13 protein-coding genes are annotated in these 18,191 nt (G+C 71.2%); 5 read left to right on the forward strand and 8 right to left on the reverse strand.

What is annotated here, in order from left to right:
- Positions 1–27 precede the first annotated feature (27 nt).
- Both SMD20_RS47080 and SMD20_RS47085 read left to right on the forward strand, forming a co-directional pair.
- Entirely contained in the window at positions 28–513 is a 486-nt protein-coding gene (locus SMD20_RS47080) for a GNAT family N-acetyltransferase (RefSeq protein WP_329594295.1), read from the forward strand.
- A 483-nt stretch (positions 514–996) separates the two neighbouring features.
- On the forward strand, positions 997–3,774 hold the full coding sequence (locus SMD20_RS47085) for a TIM barrel protein (protein WP_329594297.1): 2,778 nt from the start codon (positions 997–999) through the stop codon (positions 3,772–3,774).
- On the opposite strand, the gene SMD20_RS47090 is transcribed toward SMD20_RS47085, so the two are convergent.
- Positions 3,710–5,719, reverse strand: a complete 2,010-nt coding sequence (locus SMD20_RS47090; protein ID WP_329594299.1) for an oxidoreductase — start codon at positions 5,717–5,719, stop codon at positions 3,710–3,712. The genes SMD20_RS47085 and SMD20_RS47090 overlap by 65 nt on opposite strands.
- A 48-nt stretch (positions 5,720–5,767) precedes the next feature.
- On the opposite strand from SMD20_RS47090, the gene SMD20_RS47095 reads away from it, so the two are divergent.
- Positions 5,768–6,613, forward strand: a complete 846-nt coding sequence (locus SMD20_RS47095; RefSeq protein ID WP_329594301.1) for a shikimate dehydrogenase — start codon at positions 5,768–5,770, stop codon at positions 6,611–6,613.
- A 26-nt stretch (positions 6,614–6,639) separates the two neighbouring features.
- Positions 6,640–7,290: a TetR/AcrR family transcriptional regulator gene (locus SMD20_RS47100; protein ID WP_329594303.1), complete on the forward strand. Its 651-nt coding sequence runs from the start codon at positions 6,640–6,642 to the stop codon at positions 7,288–7,290.
- 9 nt (positions 7,291–7,299) lie between these two features.
- Here SMD20_RS47100 and SMD20_RS47105 read toward each other — a convergent pair whose 3' ends face one another.
- The 7 genes from SMD20_RS47105 to SMD20_RS47135 all read right to left on the reverse strand — a co-directional run bounded on the left by SMD20_RS47105 (position 7,300) and on the right by SMD20_RS47135 (position 17,195).
- Positions 7,300–9,366 carry an outer membrane protein assembly factor BamB family protein gene (locus SMD20_RS47105; protein WP_329594305.1) on the reverse strand — a complete coding sequence of 689 codons (2,067 nt, stop codon included), beginning with the start codon at positions 9,364–9,366 and terminating at the stop codon, positions 7,300–7,302.
- 18 nt (positions 9,367–9,384) lie between these two features.
- A complete protein-coding gene (locus tag SMD20_RS47110) occupies positions 9,385–10,098 on the reverse strand; it encodes an ABC transporter ATP-binding protein (RefSeq protein WP_329594307.1) in 714 nt (237 codons plus the stop codon).
- Positions 10,095–11,900 carry a branched-chain amino acid ABC transporter ATP-binding protein/permease gene (locus SMD20_RS47115; RefSeq protein ID WP_329594309.1) on the reverse strand — a complete coding sequence of 602 codons (1,806 nt, stop codon included), beginning with the start codon at positions 11,898–11,900 and terminating at the stop codon, positions 10,095–10,097. Before SMD20_RS47115 ends, SMD20_RS47110 begins: the two co-directional genes overlap by 4 nt.
- A complete protein-coding gene (locus SMD20_RS47120) occupies positions 11,897–12,766 on the reverse strand; it encodes a branched-chain amino acid ABC transporter permease (protein ID WP_329594311.1) in 870 nt (289 codons plus the stop codon). The genes SMD20_RS47115 and SMD20_RS47120 overlap by 4 nt, the downstream gene beginning before the upstream one ends.
- A gap of 1 nt (position 12,767) precedes the next feature.
- Positions 12,768–13,910 (reverse strand): ABC transporter substrate-binding protein, encoded by a 1,143-nt coding sequence (locus SMD20_RS47125; RefSeq protein WP_329594313.1) that lies wholly within the window; start codon positions 13,908–13,910, stop codon positions 12,768–12,770.
- Between the two features lie 124 nt (positions 13,911–14,034).
- Positions 14,035–15,750 carry a thiamine pyrophosphate-binding protein gene (locus tag SMD20_RS47130; RefSeq protein ID WP_329594315.1) on the reverse strand — a complete coding sequence of 572 codons (1,716 nt, stop codon included), beginning with the start codon at positions 15,748–15,750 and terminating at the stop codon, positions 14,035–14,037.
- The gene (locus tag SMD20_RS47135; RefSeq protein WP_329594317.1) at positions 15,747–17,195 is read right to left on the reverse strand and encodes an aldehyde dehydrogenase family protein; all 1,449 of its coding nucleotides are present in this window, start codon (positions 17,193–17,195) and stop codon (positions 15,747–15,749) included. Before SMD20_RS47135 ends, SMD20_RS47130 begins: the two co-directional genes overlap by 4 nt.
- 249 nt (positions 17,196–17,444) lie before the next feature.
- On the opposite strand from SMD20_RS47135, the gene SMD20_RS47140 reads away from it, so the two are divergent.
- Entirely contained in the window at positions 17,445–18,176 is a 732-nt protein-coding gene (locus SMD20_RS47140; protein WP_329594319.1) for an IclR family transcriptional regulator, read from the forward strand.
- Positions 18,177–18,191 lie beyond the last annotated feature (15 nt).

The raw sequence follows: 18,191 nt of genomic DNA on the forward strand, positions 1-18,191 counted from the left end.
GCCGCGGAGTCGTGAAGGAGTCGGAACGTGCAGCTGCGTCCCGCGAGGCATGAAGACGCGCAGGAGATCGCCAGGATCTGGCACGAGGGCTGGGGCGACGGGCACCGAGGCAACGTCCCCGACGCACTCGCGGCGGTCCGGACCCCGGAGTCGTTCGGCGAACGCGCGGAGCAGCGGATCGCGGACACCGTCGTCGCGATCGTCGGGGGCGCCGTGGCCGGGTTCGTGATGGTGGCCGAGGACGAGGTGGAGCAGGTCTACGTGGCCAGGGAGCACCGCGGCGGCGACGTGGCGACCGCGCTGCTCGCCGAGGCCGAACGCCTCGTCGCGGCGAACGGTCACGGGCGGGCGTGGCTGGCGGTCGTCGCGGGCAACGCCCGCGCCCGCCGGTTCTACGAGCGGAACGGCTGGGTCGACGAAGGGCTGTTCGACCACCTCGCACCGAGCGAGACCGGCCCCATCGTCGTCCCGGCCCACCGCTACGTGAAGCTTCAGCAGGGCTCATCGTCATGATCGGTGCCGGCCGCAAACTCCGTCTGCCTGCGGCTGTCACTTGTATGCACAAGATGGTTGCGTCCCTCCGACCGATCTCCAGGGGAACGTGATGAAGCGGACCGTCGTGGGCGTCATCCTGATCGCGGGTCCGGCACAGCTCGTCGCCGCCCCTGCGCAGGCGGCGCCCGCACCTTGAAGGTGGACGGCATGGTGGGGTTCGGGCCGCACGGCGAGATCGTCATGGCGGGGCGGGGTGGTGAAGGGCACGATCAAGGCCGACAAGCTGGTCGAGGTGTCTGATTCCCGGCATCCGGCTGACGCCTGAGCACGTACGCGGCCCGCTGCCCCATGCGGCTTCCGTCGCGCACCTGTACGAGGGCCGGGACGGGCAACCTCCTGCGCCGGCCTGCTGACGGCGGTATCGCCTCTTCCCCTGGTGGCGGTCCGGGCATATAAGTAAGTATCTAGTTCGTTAATCGACGCCTGGAAAGGTGAGACGACATGCTCACCGCTGATCGTGGCAAGGCCCCTACCGTCGGCCGCCGCTCCGCGAGCCCTTCGCTGGCGCTCGCGACGGTCTGTCTCTCCGGCACTCTGGAGGACAAGCTCACGGCCGCCTCGGCGGCGGGCTTCGGCGGGATCGAGATCTACGAGGACGACCTCATCGTGTCGAGCTGGTCGCCGGGACGGATCCGGCAGGAGTGTGCCGACCTGGGCCTGTCGATACACCTCTATCAACCGTTTCATGACTTCGAGGCGGTGCCGCCCGAGACGTTCGAGGCCAATCTCCGCCGCGCGGAGCGCAAGTTCGACGTGCTGGAGCAACTCGGCGCGACCACGATGGCGGTCTGCTCGACGACCTCCGCGGACGCCGTCGACGACGACGACCTCGCCGCGGAGCAGCTGCACACGCTGGCCGGCCGGGCCGCCCGGCGTGGCCTGCGCATCGCCTACGAAGGTCTGGCCTGGGGCCGGTTCGTGAACACCGTCGAGCACGCCTGGCGGATCGTCCGGCGCGCCGACCATCCCGCGCTCGGTTTATGCCTCGACAGTTTCCACGTGTTCGCCCGCGGCGACGATCCCGCCGCGATCCGTGCCGTGCCCGGGTCGAAGGTGTTCCACCTGCAGCTCGCCGACGCGCCACGGCTGAACATGGACGCGTGGGAGTGGAGCGAGCATCACCGGCTGTTCCCCGGGCAGGGCGATTTCGACGTGGCCGAGTTCCTCGGTCACGTCCTGGCCACGGGGTACGACGGCCCGCTCTCGGCCGAAGTGTTCAACGACGTCTGCCGGCAGGCGGACCCCCGGCACGTCGCCGTGGACGCGATGCGTTCGCTGCTGTCCCTGGAGGAGACGGTCGGCGCGGCCGGGCCGGTGACGGTACGTGAGCGTGTCCGGCTGGCCGACCTGCCGCCGGCTCCGCGACTGGGCGGTCACGTGTTCACCGAGCTGGCCGTGGACGAGATCTCAGGCCCGGCCGTGGCGCGGGTGCTCACCGCGCTCGGATTCACCCATGCCGGCCGGCATCGTTCCAAGCCGGTGCAGCTGTGGTCGCAGGGCGCGGCCCGGCTGCTGCTGAACTTCGCGCCGCAACGGACGGTGTCGGCGGGCACCGCCGCCATCTGCGCGCTGGCCGTGGAGAGCGCCGACCCGGCCGGTTCGGCGCAGCGCGCGGAGCGGCTGCTGGCGCCCGTGCTCCCTCGGGTCCGCCGGGAAGGGGAGGCCCATCTCAACTCCGTGGCGGCCCCGGACGGGACGGCCGTCTTCTTCTGCCGTACGGGCGGCGACGACAACTGGCTCGACGATTTCGCCTCCACCGGGCACGAGGTCCGCCTCGACGGCCTGCTGACCGGGACGGACCACGTCTCGCTCACCGAGTCGGTCGACGACTTCGACCAGGCCGCGCTCTTCTATCACGCCGTGCTCGGCCTGCAGGCGACGCGGACCACCACGCTGCCCGCGCCGTTCGGGCTGATTCACCGCCGGGCCGCGGCCGATCCGCAGCATCACGTGCGGATCAATCTCAACACCGCGCCGCTCCGGCGGGGCGACTGGTCGCCGGCGGTGCCGAGCCCGCAGTACATCGCGTTCAGCACCGACGACGCGATCGCCGCGGCGCGGGCGATGCGAGCACTCGGCGCGCCGCTGCTGACGATCCCCGGCAACTACTACGACGACCTCGACGCCCGCCTGGCGTTGCCGCAGGAGCTTCTCGCGGCGATGAGGCGGCACTCCATCCTCTACGACCGGGATCAGCACGGCGAGTACCTGCATTTCTCCACCGAGATGATCGGCGCGCGGATCTTCTTCGAAGTGGTCCAGCGGGTCGGCGGGTACTCCGGCTACGGCGCCCCGAACAGCGCGGCGGTGCGCATGGCCGCCCATCGCAGGCGACGGCTGACCACGTTGAAGCGGCCGCCCGCCCTCTCCGGCGGTGACCACGGGCACGACTACTCCCTGGCGCATCTGACCGCGTTGAGCCTGTCTCCCCCCGAGCTGGTGAGCGCGGCCGCCGACGCGGGCTATCGGTACGTGGGCCTGCGCATGACCAAGGTCACCCCGCACGAGCCGCACCACCCTCTCGCCACCGACCCCGCGTTGATGCGGGCGACCAAGGTCCGTCTCGCGGCCACGGGAATCCAGGTGCTCGACATCGAGCTCGCCCGGATCCCGCCCGAGGCCGATCCCGCGGACTTCCTGCGCTTCCTGGAGGCGGGAGCCGAGCTCGGAGCCCGCCACGTGATCACTCAGCTTCCTGACCCGGACTTCGCCCGCAAGGCCGACCGGTTCGCGCGGCTGTGCGAACTGGCCAGGCCGCTCGGCCTCACCATCGACCTGGAGTTCCCGTCGTGGACTCAGACCGGCGACCTCACCGAGGCCGTCCGCGTCCTGCGTGACGCACGCCAGCCCAACGCGGGCATCCTCGTCGACCTGATCCACTTCGCCCGCTCGGGTTCGAGCCTGGCCGAACTGCGTGACCTGCCGCCGGAGTGGTTCCACTTCGCCCACGTCTGCGATGCCCCGGCCGAGGCGCCGCCCACCCAGGAGGAGGTCATTCACGCCGCTCGCTTCGAGCGCCTGTTCCCCGGTGAAGGCGGCCTCGAGGTGCACGGGATCCTCGGCGCCCTGCCGCCGGGAATCCCGTACGCGCTGGAGATCCCCCGGGCCACCCTCGTGGCCCAGGTGGGCGCGAAGGAGCACGCCCGCCTCGCGATCACCGCGGCGCGCCGCCATCTCGACGCGGCCGTCCGGCGGACGGGGCCCACGGAGGCGGCATAGATCCATCACACGCGCGGGCGATGGCGGAAGCCGCCTCCTCGGCGGCCAGGAAACACCGATGAATCGAGCCGCCACTGCCCGCGGCGTCCCCGATCACGTGAACGCCGAACCGCGGCCGCCGGGCTTCACAGGCCGCGAGCAGGCCGGTGCGCGGGACCACGCCCTGAGAGATCAGGACGCGTCCCGACACCGGCCGCCATTCTTCGCCGCCGCCGGTGCGGAGGAGCAGCCGGCCGGGTTCGATGGACGAGATCGCGGAGTCGAGGAGCAGGTGCACGTTCGGGTTCTCCGTCAGTCGCGGCACCATGAGGATCTTGGCCCGGCGGCCGACGTCGGGGGCCGGCTCCGGCTGGGAGCCGATGAGCGTCACCTCGGCTCCGCCGGAAGCGAGGTGATCGGCGACGGCGACGCCCTCGCGGTCGGCGCCCCAGACGACGCAGGCGCCGGGTACGTCCTCGCCGCGGGCGAGCCAGCGGCGTACGTCGACGACGTGGGGCAGGTGGACGCCCGGGATGTCCGGCAGCCGGCCGGTGCCTCCGGTCGCCAGCACGATGGCGTCGGCCTCGTGCCGTGCCAGCACCTCCGCCGTGACCGCGACACCGGTGAGGACGGGGACGCCGAGGCGGTCCAGCTCGCCGGCGCACCAACGCAGGATGCCGGGGAACTCGGGATTGACGCGAAGGCGGCCGGCGAGCGCGAACTGGCCACCGATCTGGCGGCCGCGTTCCAGCACCCGCACCTGGTGTCCCTGCCCGGCCAGCAGCCGGGCCGCTTCGAGACCGGCCGGGCCCGCGCCGACCACCACCACCGACGCCTTCTTCGCGGGAGCGTGCGGCACGCCGGCGTACTCGCGGCCCGCCCTGGTGTTGACCGAGCAGGGGATCGGTTCGCCGGTGCCGAGCTGGTCGATGCAGTGGTTGCAGGCGATGCACGGCCTGTAGGGGGCGCCGGTGAGAGCGTGGCGGGGAAAGTCCGGGTCGGCGTGGAGCGTGCGGGCCAGGGAGACGAAGTCCGCCTGGCCGCCGGCCACGATCGCCTCGGCGCTGTCCGGGGTGTTGATCCGGCCGGCGACGCCGACCGGCAGCCCCAGCGCGCGGTAGCGCTCGGCATGAGGGGCGAGCAGGCCGCGCTCCCACTCGCCGGGCTGGATGATCCATTGGCCGGCCTCGTACGAACCGGCCGAGACGTCGAGGAAGTCCAGCAGATCCAGGCGGGAGCGTGAGATCAGCTCGAAAGTACGCTCCGGGGTCAGGCCCCCGTCGAAGCCTTCGTGTGCGGAGACCCGCAGACCGACGGCCACGCCGGGTCCTGCCTGCCGCCGGACCGCGTCGATGACCAGGTCGAGGAAGCGGAGAGGGTCGGCGAACTCGTCGGTACGCAGGTTGAAGGCGGGGGAGAGGAACTGGTGCACGAGGTAGCCGTGCGCACCGTGGATCGAGATCACGTCCACGCCCGCCTCCCGGCAGCGGCGGGCGCCTTGCGCGTAGTCCTGGATCAGCTCGTACACCTCGGCCGTGGTGAGTTCGCGCGGCGTCTCCCCGCCGGCCGGTCGGCAGGGGATGGGGGAGGGCGCCACCGGCTGGAACCCGTTGACCGCGCCCTGAGCGGTCCGGCCCCCATGGTTGAGCTCGACGCCGAACAGAGCGCCCTCGGCCTGTACGGCTTCGGCCAGCCGGGCCAGTCCGGAAACACGGGCGTCGGCGTCGATGCCCAGCTGGCGCAGCCGTCCCCTGCCGTCCGCGCGGACGTACGCGGCTTCGGCGAAGACCAGGGCGGCGCCGCCGCGCGCCCGCCGGGCCAGGTAGTGGAGGTAGCGAGGGGTCACGGTGCCGTCGAGTTCGCAGTAGTTGCGTTCCATCGGCGCCGAGACGAATCGGTTGCGCAGGCGGGCGGGGCCCAGGGCCAGGGGGAGGCCGAGAGGATTGGCGCTAGTCACGTAACTCACTAGTACGTACATTAGGAGGGTCTGTCAACGTGCTTAAAGGGAGACGTGATGGAGTCCTACCTGGTCGGACTGATCGGCTCGGGCATCGGCCCCTCCTTGAGCCCGCAGCTGCACGAGCAGGAGGCCGCGCACCACGGGCTGCACTACGTCTACCGGCTGCTCGACATCGACCGCGTGGGCGCTGACCTGGGGGAGCTGGTCCGCACGGCGCGCAGGTTCGGCTACGACGGGCTCAACGTCACGCACCCCTGCAAGCAGGACATCATCCCGTTCCTGGACGAGCTGTCGCCGGACGCCCGCATGCTCGGCGCGGTGAACACCGTGGTGTTCGACGGCGACCGGGCCATCGGTCACAACACCGACTGGACGGGTTTCGCCGAGTCCTTCGCCCGCGGGCTGCCCGACGCGCCCGCTCATCACGTCGTCCAGCTCGGCGCGGGGGGAGCGGGGGCCGCGGTCGCGCACGCGCTGCTCACCATGGGCGCCGATCGCGTCACCCTGGTCGACGCCGACCTGGTACGGGCCACCACGCTCGCCGGCGAGCTGGCCACCCGCTTCGGCGCGGGACGGGCCCGCCCCGCCGACGCCGCGGAGCTACCGGAGCTACTGGCGGAGGCGGATGGGTTGGCGCACGCCACCCCCACCGGCATGGCCCATCATCCCGGCATGCCGTTGCCCGCCGAGCTGCTGCGTCCCGAGCTGTGGGTGGCCGACATCGTGTACCGGCCGCTGAAGACGGAGCTGCTCGAACAGGCGCGTGCGCTCGGCTGCCGGACGCTGGACGGCGGCGGCATGGTCGTCTTCCAAGCCGTGCACGCGTTCCGGCTGTTCACCGGCCGGGAACCGGACACCGAGCGGATGCTCGCCCATCTGACCGATCTCGTCGCTGTATGAGCGGAAGATGTGCCTAGGATGAGCCGGTGACCAGTCAACCCGCAGCCCCTGAACGCCAGCGGGATCCCGACCGCACCAAGTCGGAGATCCTGGAGGTCGCTCAGCAGGAGTTCGCCCGCCACGGTTACGCGGGAGCGCGGGTGGACGAGATCGCGGCCCGCATGCGCACGACCAAGCGCATGATCTATTACTACTTCGGCAGCAAGGAACGGCTCTTCATCGCGGTGCTGGAGAAGGCCTACGCCGAGGTGCGGAAGGTGGAGCAGGGGATCGAGGTGGGGCACCTGGCGCCGGTGGAGGCCATCCGCACCCTGGCCGAGCTGACCTTCGACCACCACGACGCGCACCGCGACTTCATCAAGCTGGTCACGATCGAGAACATCCACCAGGCCGAGCACATCCGCAAGTCGCAGGCGCTGGCCAACCTGGGCACGCCCGTGCTCGACCTCATCGAGGCGATCCTCGACGCGGGCACGGCGAGCGGCGACTTCGTCACCGAGGCCGACGCCATCGACGTGCACATGCTGATCAGCTCGTACTGCTTCTTCCGGGTGGCCAACCAGCACACCTTCGGGGCGCTGTTCGGGCGGGACATGACCGCCCCGGCGCACCGCGAACGGCTGCGGCGGATGGTGGGGGACGCGGTCGTGGCGTACCTGCGGGGCGCGGGCGCCTGATCCCCCGGGTCAGGGCGTGACCTCGATCTTGCCGGTGGGCCTCGGGCTGTGGGAGTCGTTGAAGAAGTATTCGCCCGGCTTCGTGAAGGTGTACTGGAACGACTCACCCGGCTTGAGCCTGATGTCGAACAGGCCCTCGAAGAACTGCGTGGCCCCGTGGACGTGCACGTTGTCGGCGGGGTTGACGAAGGTGACCGTCGTCCCGGCCGGCACCCGCAGATGGGTGGGGGCCATCGCGTTGACCGCCGTGGACTCGACGGCGCCCACCTGGCCGCCCGCGTAGACGCGGGCCAGGACCACGGTGTTGTTCACGGCGCTGCCGTCCACCGGGCCGCCGGAGACCGGCCGCCGCACCACGGGAGGCGGCGGGGTGGGGGCAGGAGGCGCGCCGCCGCCCAGCTTGAAGGCCCACAGGTGGTCGCCGCGCGGGGCGGAGTTCCCGTACGGGATGCTCGTGCCGCCGGCGTAGACGGCGATGTACTGCTCGCCGTCGATCTCGTAGGCGATGGGGGCGCTGCTGACCCCGGCCCCGGTCTGCCAGCGCCACAGCTCGCGGCCGTCGCGGGCGTCCAGGCAGAGCAGGTTGCCGTCGGGCTGCCCGATGAACAGCAGGTCGGAGGCCGTGGTGAGGATGCCGTTGCCGTGCGCCATCGAGTACGGCAGGTTCTTCTTCCAGCGCACCCGGTTCGTCGAGGGGTCAACGGCCACGACGCCGCCCGTCATGTACTCGCCCGGCGGGCGCAGCCCGTTCGACGCCTCGGTCAGCGAGTGGGCGGCGGCCACGTAACCGAAGCCCGTGTAGACCAGGCGGGTGCTCGCGCTGTAGGAGTGGGCGCTCCAGTCGGCCCCGCCGCCGTGGCCGGGGATCGTCAGGATCGGCTCGTCCCAGTGCGGCGTGTAGAGCGGCCCGATCCGGTAGTTCGGCACGGCGCGGTGCGGCAGGCCGGGCACCTCGGTGCCGAGCGGCTGCCGCACCGGCGTCAGCTCGGTCCAGCCGCCCTGGCGCGGGAAGGGCTGCGTCGGCCAGGTCTTCTGCCGGGGCTCCTGCGGCACCGGCACCTCGTCGATGCCCAGCGGCGCGGAGCCGTCGGTGCGGTCGAGGATGTAGTACATGCCGGTCTTGCTGCCGTACACGACCAGCTTGCGGACGCGGCCGTGGACGCGGGCGTCCACCAGGACCGGCGCCATCACGTTGTCCATGTCCCAGATGTCGTGGTGGACGGACTGGAAGTGCCAGCGGTAGGCGCCGGTCTTCAGGTCCAGGGCCACGATCGAGTTGGCGAACAGGTTCTGGCCGCCGCGCTCGGAGCCGTCCTGCGAGGACCTGCCGCCTCTGGCGTTGCCGAACGTCCAGTAGACCAGGCGCAGGTCGGGGTCGATGGCGCAGTGCATCCACGGCGTCGCGCCGCCCTCCCGCCACGACTCGCCCTCCCAGGTGCCGCCGCCGACGGTGCCGGGCTCGGCCGTGCCCCAGAAGTGCCACACCAGGTCGCCGGTGGCGGCGTCGAAGGCGAGGGCGGCGCCCCTCGGGCCGTCGTTGGTGCCGCAGTGGAGGAGGCCGTCGTGGTAGGTGACCGCGACCTTCTCCAGGTTGCCGTACCCGTTGTGCTGCCGCTCCCAGACCACCTGGCCGGTGCGCTGGTCGAGGGCGATCAGCCAGTTGTCGTTGGCGCAGGTGAAGACCTTGCCCGCGCCGACCGCCACCCCGCGCCTGGTGACCGCGCCGCGCGTCTGCTCGTACTTCCAGATCGTGGCGCCGGTACGGCCGTCCACGGCGACCACGTTGCCCAGCGCCGACTCGATGAACAGGACGCCGTCCACCGCCACCGCCGTGCTCTGGCTGTTGCCCGCCATGAGCCCGCCCTCGATGTTGTTGACCCACGCCCCGCGCAGCCGCCTGACGTTGCCCCGGTGCAGCCCGCGCAGGGCGCTGTGGTTCTGGTTGGCCAGGTTGCCACCGACCTTGGGGAAGTCGCGGTCGGAGCGCCGGCCGGCCGCGGCGGCGGGCGACTGCCCGGCTCCCGCGAGCGCGACGGCGGCTACGGCTCCCGCGAGCAGTTCTCTGCGACGGACCATGACCATCTCCTAACGTTCTCAGAGGCCGAGATAGATGCGCCGGACCCGCGGGTCGTCGCTCAGCTCCGCCGAGGGGCCGCCGGCGGCGATCTCGCCGTTCTCCATGACCAGGCAGGTGGTGGTGACGTCGAAGGTGAGCTTGGCGTTCTGCTCCACGAGCAGGATGGCCAGGCCGTCGGCGTTGAGCTTCTTGAGCGCGGCGGCGATGTCGCCGACGAGCTTGGGCGACAGGCCCATCGAAGGCTCGTCCAGCAGCATCACCTTGGGCCGGCACATCATGGCCCGGCCCACCGCGAGCATCTGCTGCTGGCCGCCGGACAGCGCGCCGGCCAGCCGGCCGCGCATCTCGGCGAGGACCGGGAAGAGCTCGTACACCTCGTCGATCGGGGTGTGCTTCCAACTGCTCGTGTACGCGCCGAGCAGCAGGTTCTTCTCCACCGTGAGCCCGGGGAAGACGTGCCTGCCCTCGGGGACGTAGCCGATGCCGTGCCTGACCAGCGTGTGCGCGGGCGCCCGCAGCAGGTCGTGCTCGCCGAACCGGATGGCCTCGGCCTGCCGGGGCGCCAGCCCCATGATCGCTTTCAGGGTGGAGGACTTGCCGGCGCCGTTCGCGCCGATGATGCCGAGCGACTGGCCGGGCTCGACGGTGAAGGAGACGTCGTGGGCGGCGCGTACGCCGCCGTAGTGCACGGACAGCCCTTCGACGGTGAGCGTGGTCCCAGCGGATGTCATCGGGTCGCCTCCTCGACGGCGGCTTCGGCGGTCTCCTCGGTCGGCGCGGCCATCGAGTCGCCGAGGTAGGCGGCGACGACGTCCGGGTGCACGGCGACCTCGGCCGGTGGGCCGTCGGCGATCACCCTGCCGCTGGACAGCACGGTGACCTGGTCGCACAGCGACATGACCAGCCCCATGTTGTGCTCGATGATGATCACGGTGACGCCGGAGTCCCTGATGGAGCGGACGATGTCGGCGAGCTGGCGCACCTCCTCGCCGTTGAGCCCGGCGGCGGGCTCGTCGAGCAGCAGCAGGCTGGGGGACATCGCCATGGCCCTGGCCAGCTCGATGCGGCGCTGGATGCCATAGGGCAGCGAGCGCGGCTCGGCGTCGGCGACCTCGGCGAGCCCGAAGCGGTCGATCAGCTCCGCGGTCCGCCGGTGCAGCGTGCGCTCGTAGCCCAGCACCTTCCACGGCAGGACCGCGTAGCGCCAGATCCAGCTCGTACGGGTGCGGTCCAGCGCCAGCAGCAGGTTCTCGCGCACGCTGAGGTCCTCGAACAGGCGCAGGTTCTGGAACGTGCGGGCCACGCCGAGCAGCGACAGCCGGTACGGCGCCAGCCCGGTCGCCCCGCGCCCGCCGAGCTCCACCGACCCTTCGGTGGGGTCGTAGAAGCCGCTGATCACGTTGAACAACGTCGTCTTGCCGGAGCCGTTCGGCCCGACGATGCCGCGGATCTGGCCGGTGGGAACGGTGAGCGACACCTTGTCGAGCGCCACCAGGCCCTTGAACCGCTTGGTCACCTCCCGGACCCGCAGAGCGTTCTCTGCTGAGGAGGCGGGCGCGGGGTCGTAGGGCCGGAACGCGCCGAGCTGGGCGCGCGAGCCGCCGGTCCGCCTGCGCAGCACGGACCGCAGCTGCTCGGGCAGCCCGGCCAGTCCCTTGGGCGCGAACACCACCACCAGCACGACCACCAGGCCGTAGCCGAGCTGCGCGTAGCCGGACGCGTCCAGCAGCGCCTCCCTGACCAGCGACAGCGCGACCGCGCCGACGACGCAGCCCAGGATGCTGCTCCGCCCGCCGATGATGACCATGGCCAGCAGCAGGAACATGTTGGCGATGTTGAACGACTCGGGCGCGACGAACCGGATCAGCCCGGCGTACAGGACGCCGGCCAGGCCGCCGTACAGGCCGGAGAGCACGAACGCCGTCATGCGCAGCAGCGGGATCTCCGCCCCGAGCGCGCCCGCCGCGAGGTCGTCGTCGCGCATGGCGCGCAGGCGGCGGCCGAGCGGGGAGTGCGTGACGAACAGGGCGAAGGCCAGCGCGACCGCGAAGACGACCAGCTCGACGTAGTAGAACAGGTAGCCGCTGGACAGGTCGATGCCGAACATCGGGGGCACCGGGATGTCGCTGATGCCCTCGGCGCGCCCCGCGATCGTGGAGTTGGTGACCCAGTTGGTGAACGCCAGCGCCAGCCCGAGCGTGACGATGCCGAGGTAGTGCGACTGCATGCGCAGCGCCGGGATGCCGGTCAGCACGCCGAACACCACGGCGATGAGGACGGCCAGCACGGCGGCGGTCCAGAAGCCGAAGCCGGCCTCGGTGGTGAGGATCGCCACCGTGTACGCGCCCACCCCGAAGAACGCGACCTGGGCCAGGTTGATCTGCCCGGCCACGCCCATGGTCAGGCCGAGCCCGATGGCCAGGACGGCGAAGATGATCGCGACGTCGGCGACGTGGATGGCGTAACCGCCCAGGGTGTACGGCAGGAACCAGGCCACCACGATCAGGGGGACGAGCCCCATCCAGCGCTTCATGCTCGGTTCACCGTTGCCTCTCCGAAGATGCCGGTCGGGCGGATCATGACCACCACGGCGAACACCAGGAACGTGACCAGTTCGGAGTACTCCTGGAAGTTGCCGGCCGCGAAGCTGTCCAGCAGGCCGAAGGCGAGGCCGCCGACGATCGCGCCGGGCATGCTGCCGAAGCCGCCGAGCATGGCGGCGGCGAAGCCCTTGATGCCGAGGGTGCCGCCCATGGTCGGGTTGACGTACAGCATGGGCCCGATCAGGCTGCCGGCCAGCGCGGCGAGGCCCGCGCCGATGGCGAACGCCATGGCGTTGCTGCGGCCCACGTGGATGCCGACCGCGGTCGCGGCCTGGTGGTCCATGGCGACCGCCTGCATGGCCGCGCCCCGCTTGGTGCGCTGCAGGAACAGCGCCAGCAGGCCGGTCGCGGCCGCGGCGACCGCGATCACCAGCAGGCTGTAGGTGGGGATGCGGATTCCGGCCACGTCGATCGGCCCCGTGGCGACCGGGGACGGCACGGCGTGCCCGGTGGCGCCCCAGATCAGCACCGCGCCCGCCTCCAGGACGGCGCCGAAGCCGATCGTGCCGATCAGCATCAGCGTGAAGTCCTTGTTCTCCAGCGGGCGCAGGAACCGTTCGATGACCAGGCCGATCAGCGCCGTCACCGCGATGGCGACCACGATCGCGACGGCGAAGGGGAGCTGCGTGGCCAGGTAGAAGGTGGAGGCGGCGTAGGCGCCGATCATGACGACGCTGCCGTGGGCGAAGTTGACCAGCCCCATCGTCCGGTAGACGATCGAGAACCCCATCGCCACCAGCGCGTACACCGCTCCGAACGTGACCCCGCCGATCAGGGTCTGAAGGAAGACCTGCACGTCAGCTCGCGGCCTCGGGCACGACCTTGCCGTCCTTGACCAGGCCGATCTTGGTGGCGTGGATGCCGACGCCGTTGGCGTCGTAGGTGTAGTCGCCGAGCAGCCCGGCGCGCTTGACGCCGCGGATGGCGTCGGCGAGTTTCTGGCCGCCCTCGCCGTTCGTCTGCTTGAGCGCCTCGATGAGGATGGACGCGCCGTCGTAGGCCTTGGCGACGTGCATGCGGGCGTCCTCGTTGTAGGCGGCCTTGTACTTGGCGGCGAACTCCTTGATCTCCGGGGTGGCCTCGTTGCTCAGGTAGGGGGAGCTGACGATGGTGCCTTCCGCGTTGTCGAGGCCGGCGGTGGTGGCGTACACGTCGGTGCCCACGGGGGCGCCGCCGGCGAAGACCGCCTTGATGCCGAGCTCGCGGGCCTGCTTGGCGATCAGCCCCGACTGGACCTCCTCCGCGCCGATGAACAGCACGTCGGGGTTCTGCTCGCGGATCTTGGCCAGGTTGGCGTTGAAGTCCTTCTGGTCGGGGGTGACCACCTCGTCGGCCACGGGGGTGACGTTCCTGGTCTTGAGCGAGTTCAGGAAGGCGTCGTGCTCGCCCGCCCCGTACGCGCCGTTGTTGCTGATCAGCGCGATCTTCTTGTGGCCCTTCTCGTCCACGAGGTACTTGGCGAGCGTCTCGTCGAAGGTGACGCTGGTGGGAGCGTTGAGGAAGAGGAAGGGGCTCTTCAGCTCGGCCAGCTTGGGCGACTGGCCCGAGGTGATGTTGGGGATCTTGGCGTCCTTGAGTATGGGCGCCATGGCGAGGGTGACCGCGCTCTCGGCGGTGCCGAGCATGGCGATGTAGCCCTCGGCGGCGATCTTCCTGGCCACGTTGGTGCCGACGGTGGGGTCGCCCTGGCTGTCGAACAGGTCGAGCTGGATCTGCCGGCCGCCCACGCCGCCGGCCTTGTTGGCCTCGTCGATGGCGAGCTTGACGCCCTTGTGCTCCCACTGGCCGAGCGAGCTGAGCTGGCCGCTCTGGGCGTTGACGTTGGCGATCTTGATGGGGCCGGTGGCGGTGGCTCCCGACTCGGTGGACTGGCCGGGTGGCGCGCACGCGGCGAGGGCTATCAGTGCGGCGGCTGCGATGGGGAATCTCGTGAAACGCACGGTTCACCTCTAGGGGGGTGGGTGAGGATTAATTCACGGACTAGTACGTTCGTTATAGGCGACGGGAAACGGCGAGGGAATCTCGAAAGCGCAACGGTTCCGACCCGGAGGGCGGGCACGCCGGTCAGTCGGCGAACTGCCCCTGATAGATGTCCTTGATGTTCCAGTGCCCCGGCGTGGGCACCGGTTCGTTGACCATCGGCACGTCGATCACCGCAGGCCGCCGGTTCGCGACGGCCTCGCGCAACGCCCGGCCGAGGTCGGAAGGGGCGGCGACGGTGTGGCCGTCGGCGCCGCACGCCCGCGCGAGCGCGGCGAAGTCGGGGCTGTAGGACCGCCCGGCGGGATCGGTGAAGTCGCAGCCGTGGCTGCGGCCGAAGTGCGCCGACTGCAGGTCCGAGATCGTGCCGTGCGAGCGGTTGTTCATCACCACGAACACGACCGGGGCGCCCTGCTCGACCGCCAGCGGCAGGGCGGGAAGCTGCGCGCTCATGCCGCCGTCGCCGATCAGCGCGACCACGGTCCTGTCCGGCTGGGCGAGCTGCACGCCGACCGCGGCGGCCGGGCCGAAGCCCATCGTGGAGGCGCCTCCCGGCGTGATGAAGCGGCCCTCGGCGGGCAGCTCGTAGCACTGGGCGACGCCGTTCTTGTTCCAGCCCACGTCGGTGACCAGGACCGCGTCCGGCGGCAGCGTGTCCCGCAGGTCCTTCAGGATGCGCTCGGGACGCAGGGGGAAGTCCTCGCTCAGGCCGCGCTCCCGGCTGGCCGCGTACAGCTCCGACCGCGCGGCGGCGATCCGCTTGCGCACCTCGTGCCGGGAGCGGGCGGGGCAGGACGCGACGGCGTCCGCGATCGCGGCGACCGCGAGCCGCACGTCGGCGACGGCGCCGATCTCCGCCGGGTAGTTGCGGCCGATCTCGGCCGGGTCGATGTCGATCTGGATCAGTGTGCTGTGCGAGAAGTCCCAGGTGAAGCGGGGGTCCCAGGAGCTGGCGTCGGTCTCGGCGAAGCGGGTGGCGAGGGCCAGCACCACGTCCGCCTCGCGGGCGCAGGCGTTGGTGAGCTCCAGCCCCCAGAAGCCCGGCATGCCGAGGACCAGCGGATGCGCGTCGGGAACGGTGCCCTTGGCCATGAGCGAGTGCACGATCGGGATGTCGAGATGCTCGGCCAGGCGGATCAAGGGCTCGGGGTCCTCGCGCAGGCCGCCGCCCACGTAGATCAGCGGGCGCTCGGCATCGGCCAGGCGGGAGGCGATCAGCCGCGCGGTCTCCTCCGGCAGCCCGGGCGGGGCCGACCGGCTGATCGGCGGGTGGGGCACGGCGGGCCGGGAGAAGACGTCCATCGGCACGTTGACCAGCACCGCCCCCGGCCGGCCCGTGGTGGCGGTCCAGAACGCGCGCTCGACGAAGCGGCCGAGATCCTGGACCCGGTGCACGTTCCAGGCCCGCTTGACGAACGGCCGGAACACGCTCGCCTGGTCGGCGTCGGCGTGCAGGTTGATCTCCTGGTGCGGGTGCCGGCCGTGGTAGTAGGACGGGATGTCCCCGGAGATGACCACCAGCGGCACCGAGTCCAGCGCGGCCGTCATGACGCCGGTCGCCGCGTTGGTGAGGCCGGGGCCCACGTGCACGAGCAGCACACCCGGCTTGCCGGAGGCGCGGGCGTAGCCGTCGGCGGCGTGCGCCGCCGCCTGCTCGTGGCGGGCGATGACGAAGCGGATCGGGCTGTCGGCCAGCGCGTCCAGGACGGCGATGTTGGTGTGCCCGCAGGTGCCGAAGACGTACTCGACGCCGAGTTCTTCGAGCTGGGCGACGAGGGCGTGGGCGGCCGTGGTGGTCACTGGTCTCCCCAGATGGTCAGGCCCTTGAGCAGGAGGGTCTTGGTCACGGTGAAGTCCTCGATCATCCAGCGCGGCGACTCGCGGCCGATGCCGGAGTCCTTCACGCCGCCGAACGGGACGTGGTCGAGGCGGAAGTTGGACGAGCCGTTGACGACCAGGCCGCCGACCTCCAGCTCGCGCCAGGCGGTGACGATGCGGCGCACGTCGTGGGTGAACAGGCCGGCCTGCAGCCCGTACGAGCTGCGGTTGCATTCCTCGACGACCTCGTCGAAGCCGTCGTAGGGGAGCACGGCCACCAGCGCTCCGAACACCTCCTCCCGCACCACCCTGGCCTCGGCGGGCGGGGCGACGACGACGGTCGGCGCCATCACCGCGCCCTCGCGCGTGCCGCCGGCCGTCACCCGGGCGCCCTGGCCGGCGGCCTCGGCGGTCCAGCGGACCACTCGCTCGGCCGCGTCGTCGTCCACCATGGAGCCCACGTCCGTCGCCGGATCCAGGGGATCACCCACGATCAGGCTCTTGACCTCGGCCGTCAGCGCCTCGGCGAACTCCTCGAACCGGCTGCGGTGCACATAGACCCGTTGCACGGAGATGCAGCTCTGGCCCGAGTTGCTGTAGCCGGTGCGAGCGCACACCCGCGCCGCCTGGGCGACGTCGGCGTCCTCGCAGACGATGGTGGCGGCGTTGCCGCCGAGTTCGAGCATGACCCGCTTCGGGCCGGCGGCGTGGGCGACGGCGTGCCCGGCCGTGACGCCGCCGGTGAAGCTGACGACGGCGATCTCCGGCGCGGCGCACAGCCGCGCGCCCACGTCACCGCCGCCGTGCAGGATCTGCACCGCCTCCACCGGCATCCCCGCCTCCAGGAGGATCTCCACCAGGGCGGTCGAGACCGCGGGAGCCTGCGGCGGCGGCTTGACGATCGTGGTGTTCCCGGCCGCGAAGGACGCGGCGAGCTTGTGGGCCAGCAGATTGGCCGGGGCGTTGAAGGGGGTGATCGCGAGCACCGGGCCGGCCGGGGCGCGCTGCGTGATCGCGGTGTTACCCACCCCGCGGCTCCAGCCCGCCACCGGCAGCACCTCGCCACCGATCATCCGCGCCTCGGCCGCGGCGACGGACAGGGTGTCGGCGACGCGTAAGATCTCGCCGCGCCCGTCCTTGAGCGGTTTGCCCAGCTCCAAGGCCAGCAGGCCCGCCAGTCGCTCGCCTTGCGCGGTGACCGACGCGGCGGCACGTTCCAGGATCTCGGCCCGCGTGGCGGGCGCCAGCCGCGCGACCTGCCGTGCCGCCTGCCGGGCGTAGACCAGGGCGGCGGTGATGTCGTCGGCCTGGGCGGTTCGGGCCCGGCTGACGATTTCCCGTAAGTAGGGACCGATGCGTTCGGCCTGTTTGCCGCTGGTCAACCATTCCCCGGCGACAAAGCACCCGGCGTCGTTGATGGTGTTCATGGTTGAGGACTCCCATTGATCCGCGCAGTGGTTCTCAAACTCCGCACTGTGGATTGCCTCACGGTATGAGCACGGTAAAGGTTCTGGCAAGAGGGCCGCGCAAACCGCTTGATGGAGCGTATGGACCGCCAAGCGGACTCGGTGTTAGCGTACGGACGACGTGAGAGGGTGAGCGCAAGTTCACCTTCAACCCACTAGTGAGGATCCGTGCCTTCGAACATTTCTGCGGGGTCGGGGGAGAGCGGGGGGGTGCGCAGCGTTCAGCGCGCGTTCGACATTCTCTCGCTGCTCACCGAGAACCGGCGGACGCTGACCATCCGCGAGGTCGTCGACGAGACAGGTCTGGCCAAGACCACGGCGCTGCGCCTGCTGCAGACCCTGGAGCACATGGGGCTGCTGTGGGCCACGCCGAAGGGCTACGCGGCAGGGCCCGCGCTGTGGCGCTGGGCGCACCTGGCCCGCTCGGCGTGGGAGCTGCCGCCGGAGACCGTGCAGCTCATGCGCGAGCTGAGCGCCCGGCACCGCGAGACCGTCAACCTCTACGTGCTGCGCGACACCCACCGCATCTGCATCGCCCAGCAGGAGAGCCCGCAGCCGCTGCGCCACGTGGTGCGGGTCGGCGACGAGCTGCCCCTGTGGGCCGGCGCCTCGTCCAAGATCCTGCTCAGGGACGCGCCGGAGCGGCTGCTCGTCAGGGTGGCCCGCTCCTCCCCGTACGGGGAGGCCCATCTGGCGACCTTGCAGGAATGGATCGACCAGGCCGCCCGCGACGGCTTCACGGTCAGCCACGGCGAACGCGAGCCCGGCCTGTCGGCGGTCGCCGTCCCGGTCATGGGCGGCTCGGGGGCGACCGTGGCGGCGCTGACGCTGAGCGGGCCGACGGTCCGCTTCACCGAGGACCGGGTCGAGGAGTTCACCGCGGATCTGCGCGAGGCGGCCAAGCGAATGTCGGAGCGCGGGTTCGACCACCCTCTGACCTGACTTCTATGGAGCGTG

It is taken from the genome of Nonomuraea sp. LP-02, from assembly GCF_036289125.1.
In the GTDB taxonomy this organism is placed as follows: Bacteria; Actinomycetota; Actinomycetes; order Streptosporangiales; family Streptosporangiaceae; genus Nonomuraea; species Nonomuraea bangladeshensis.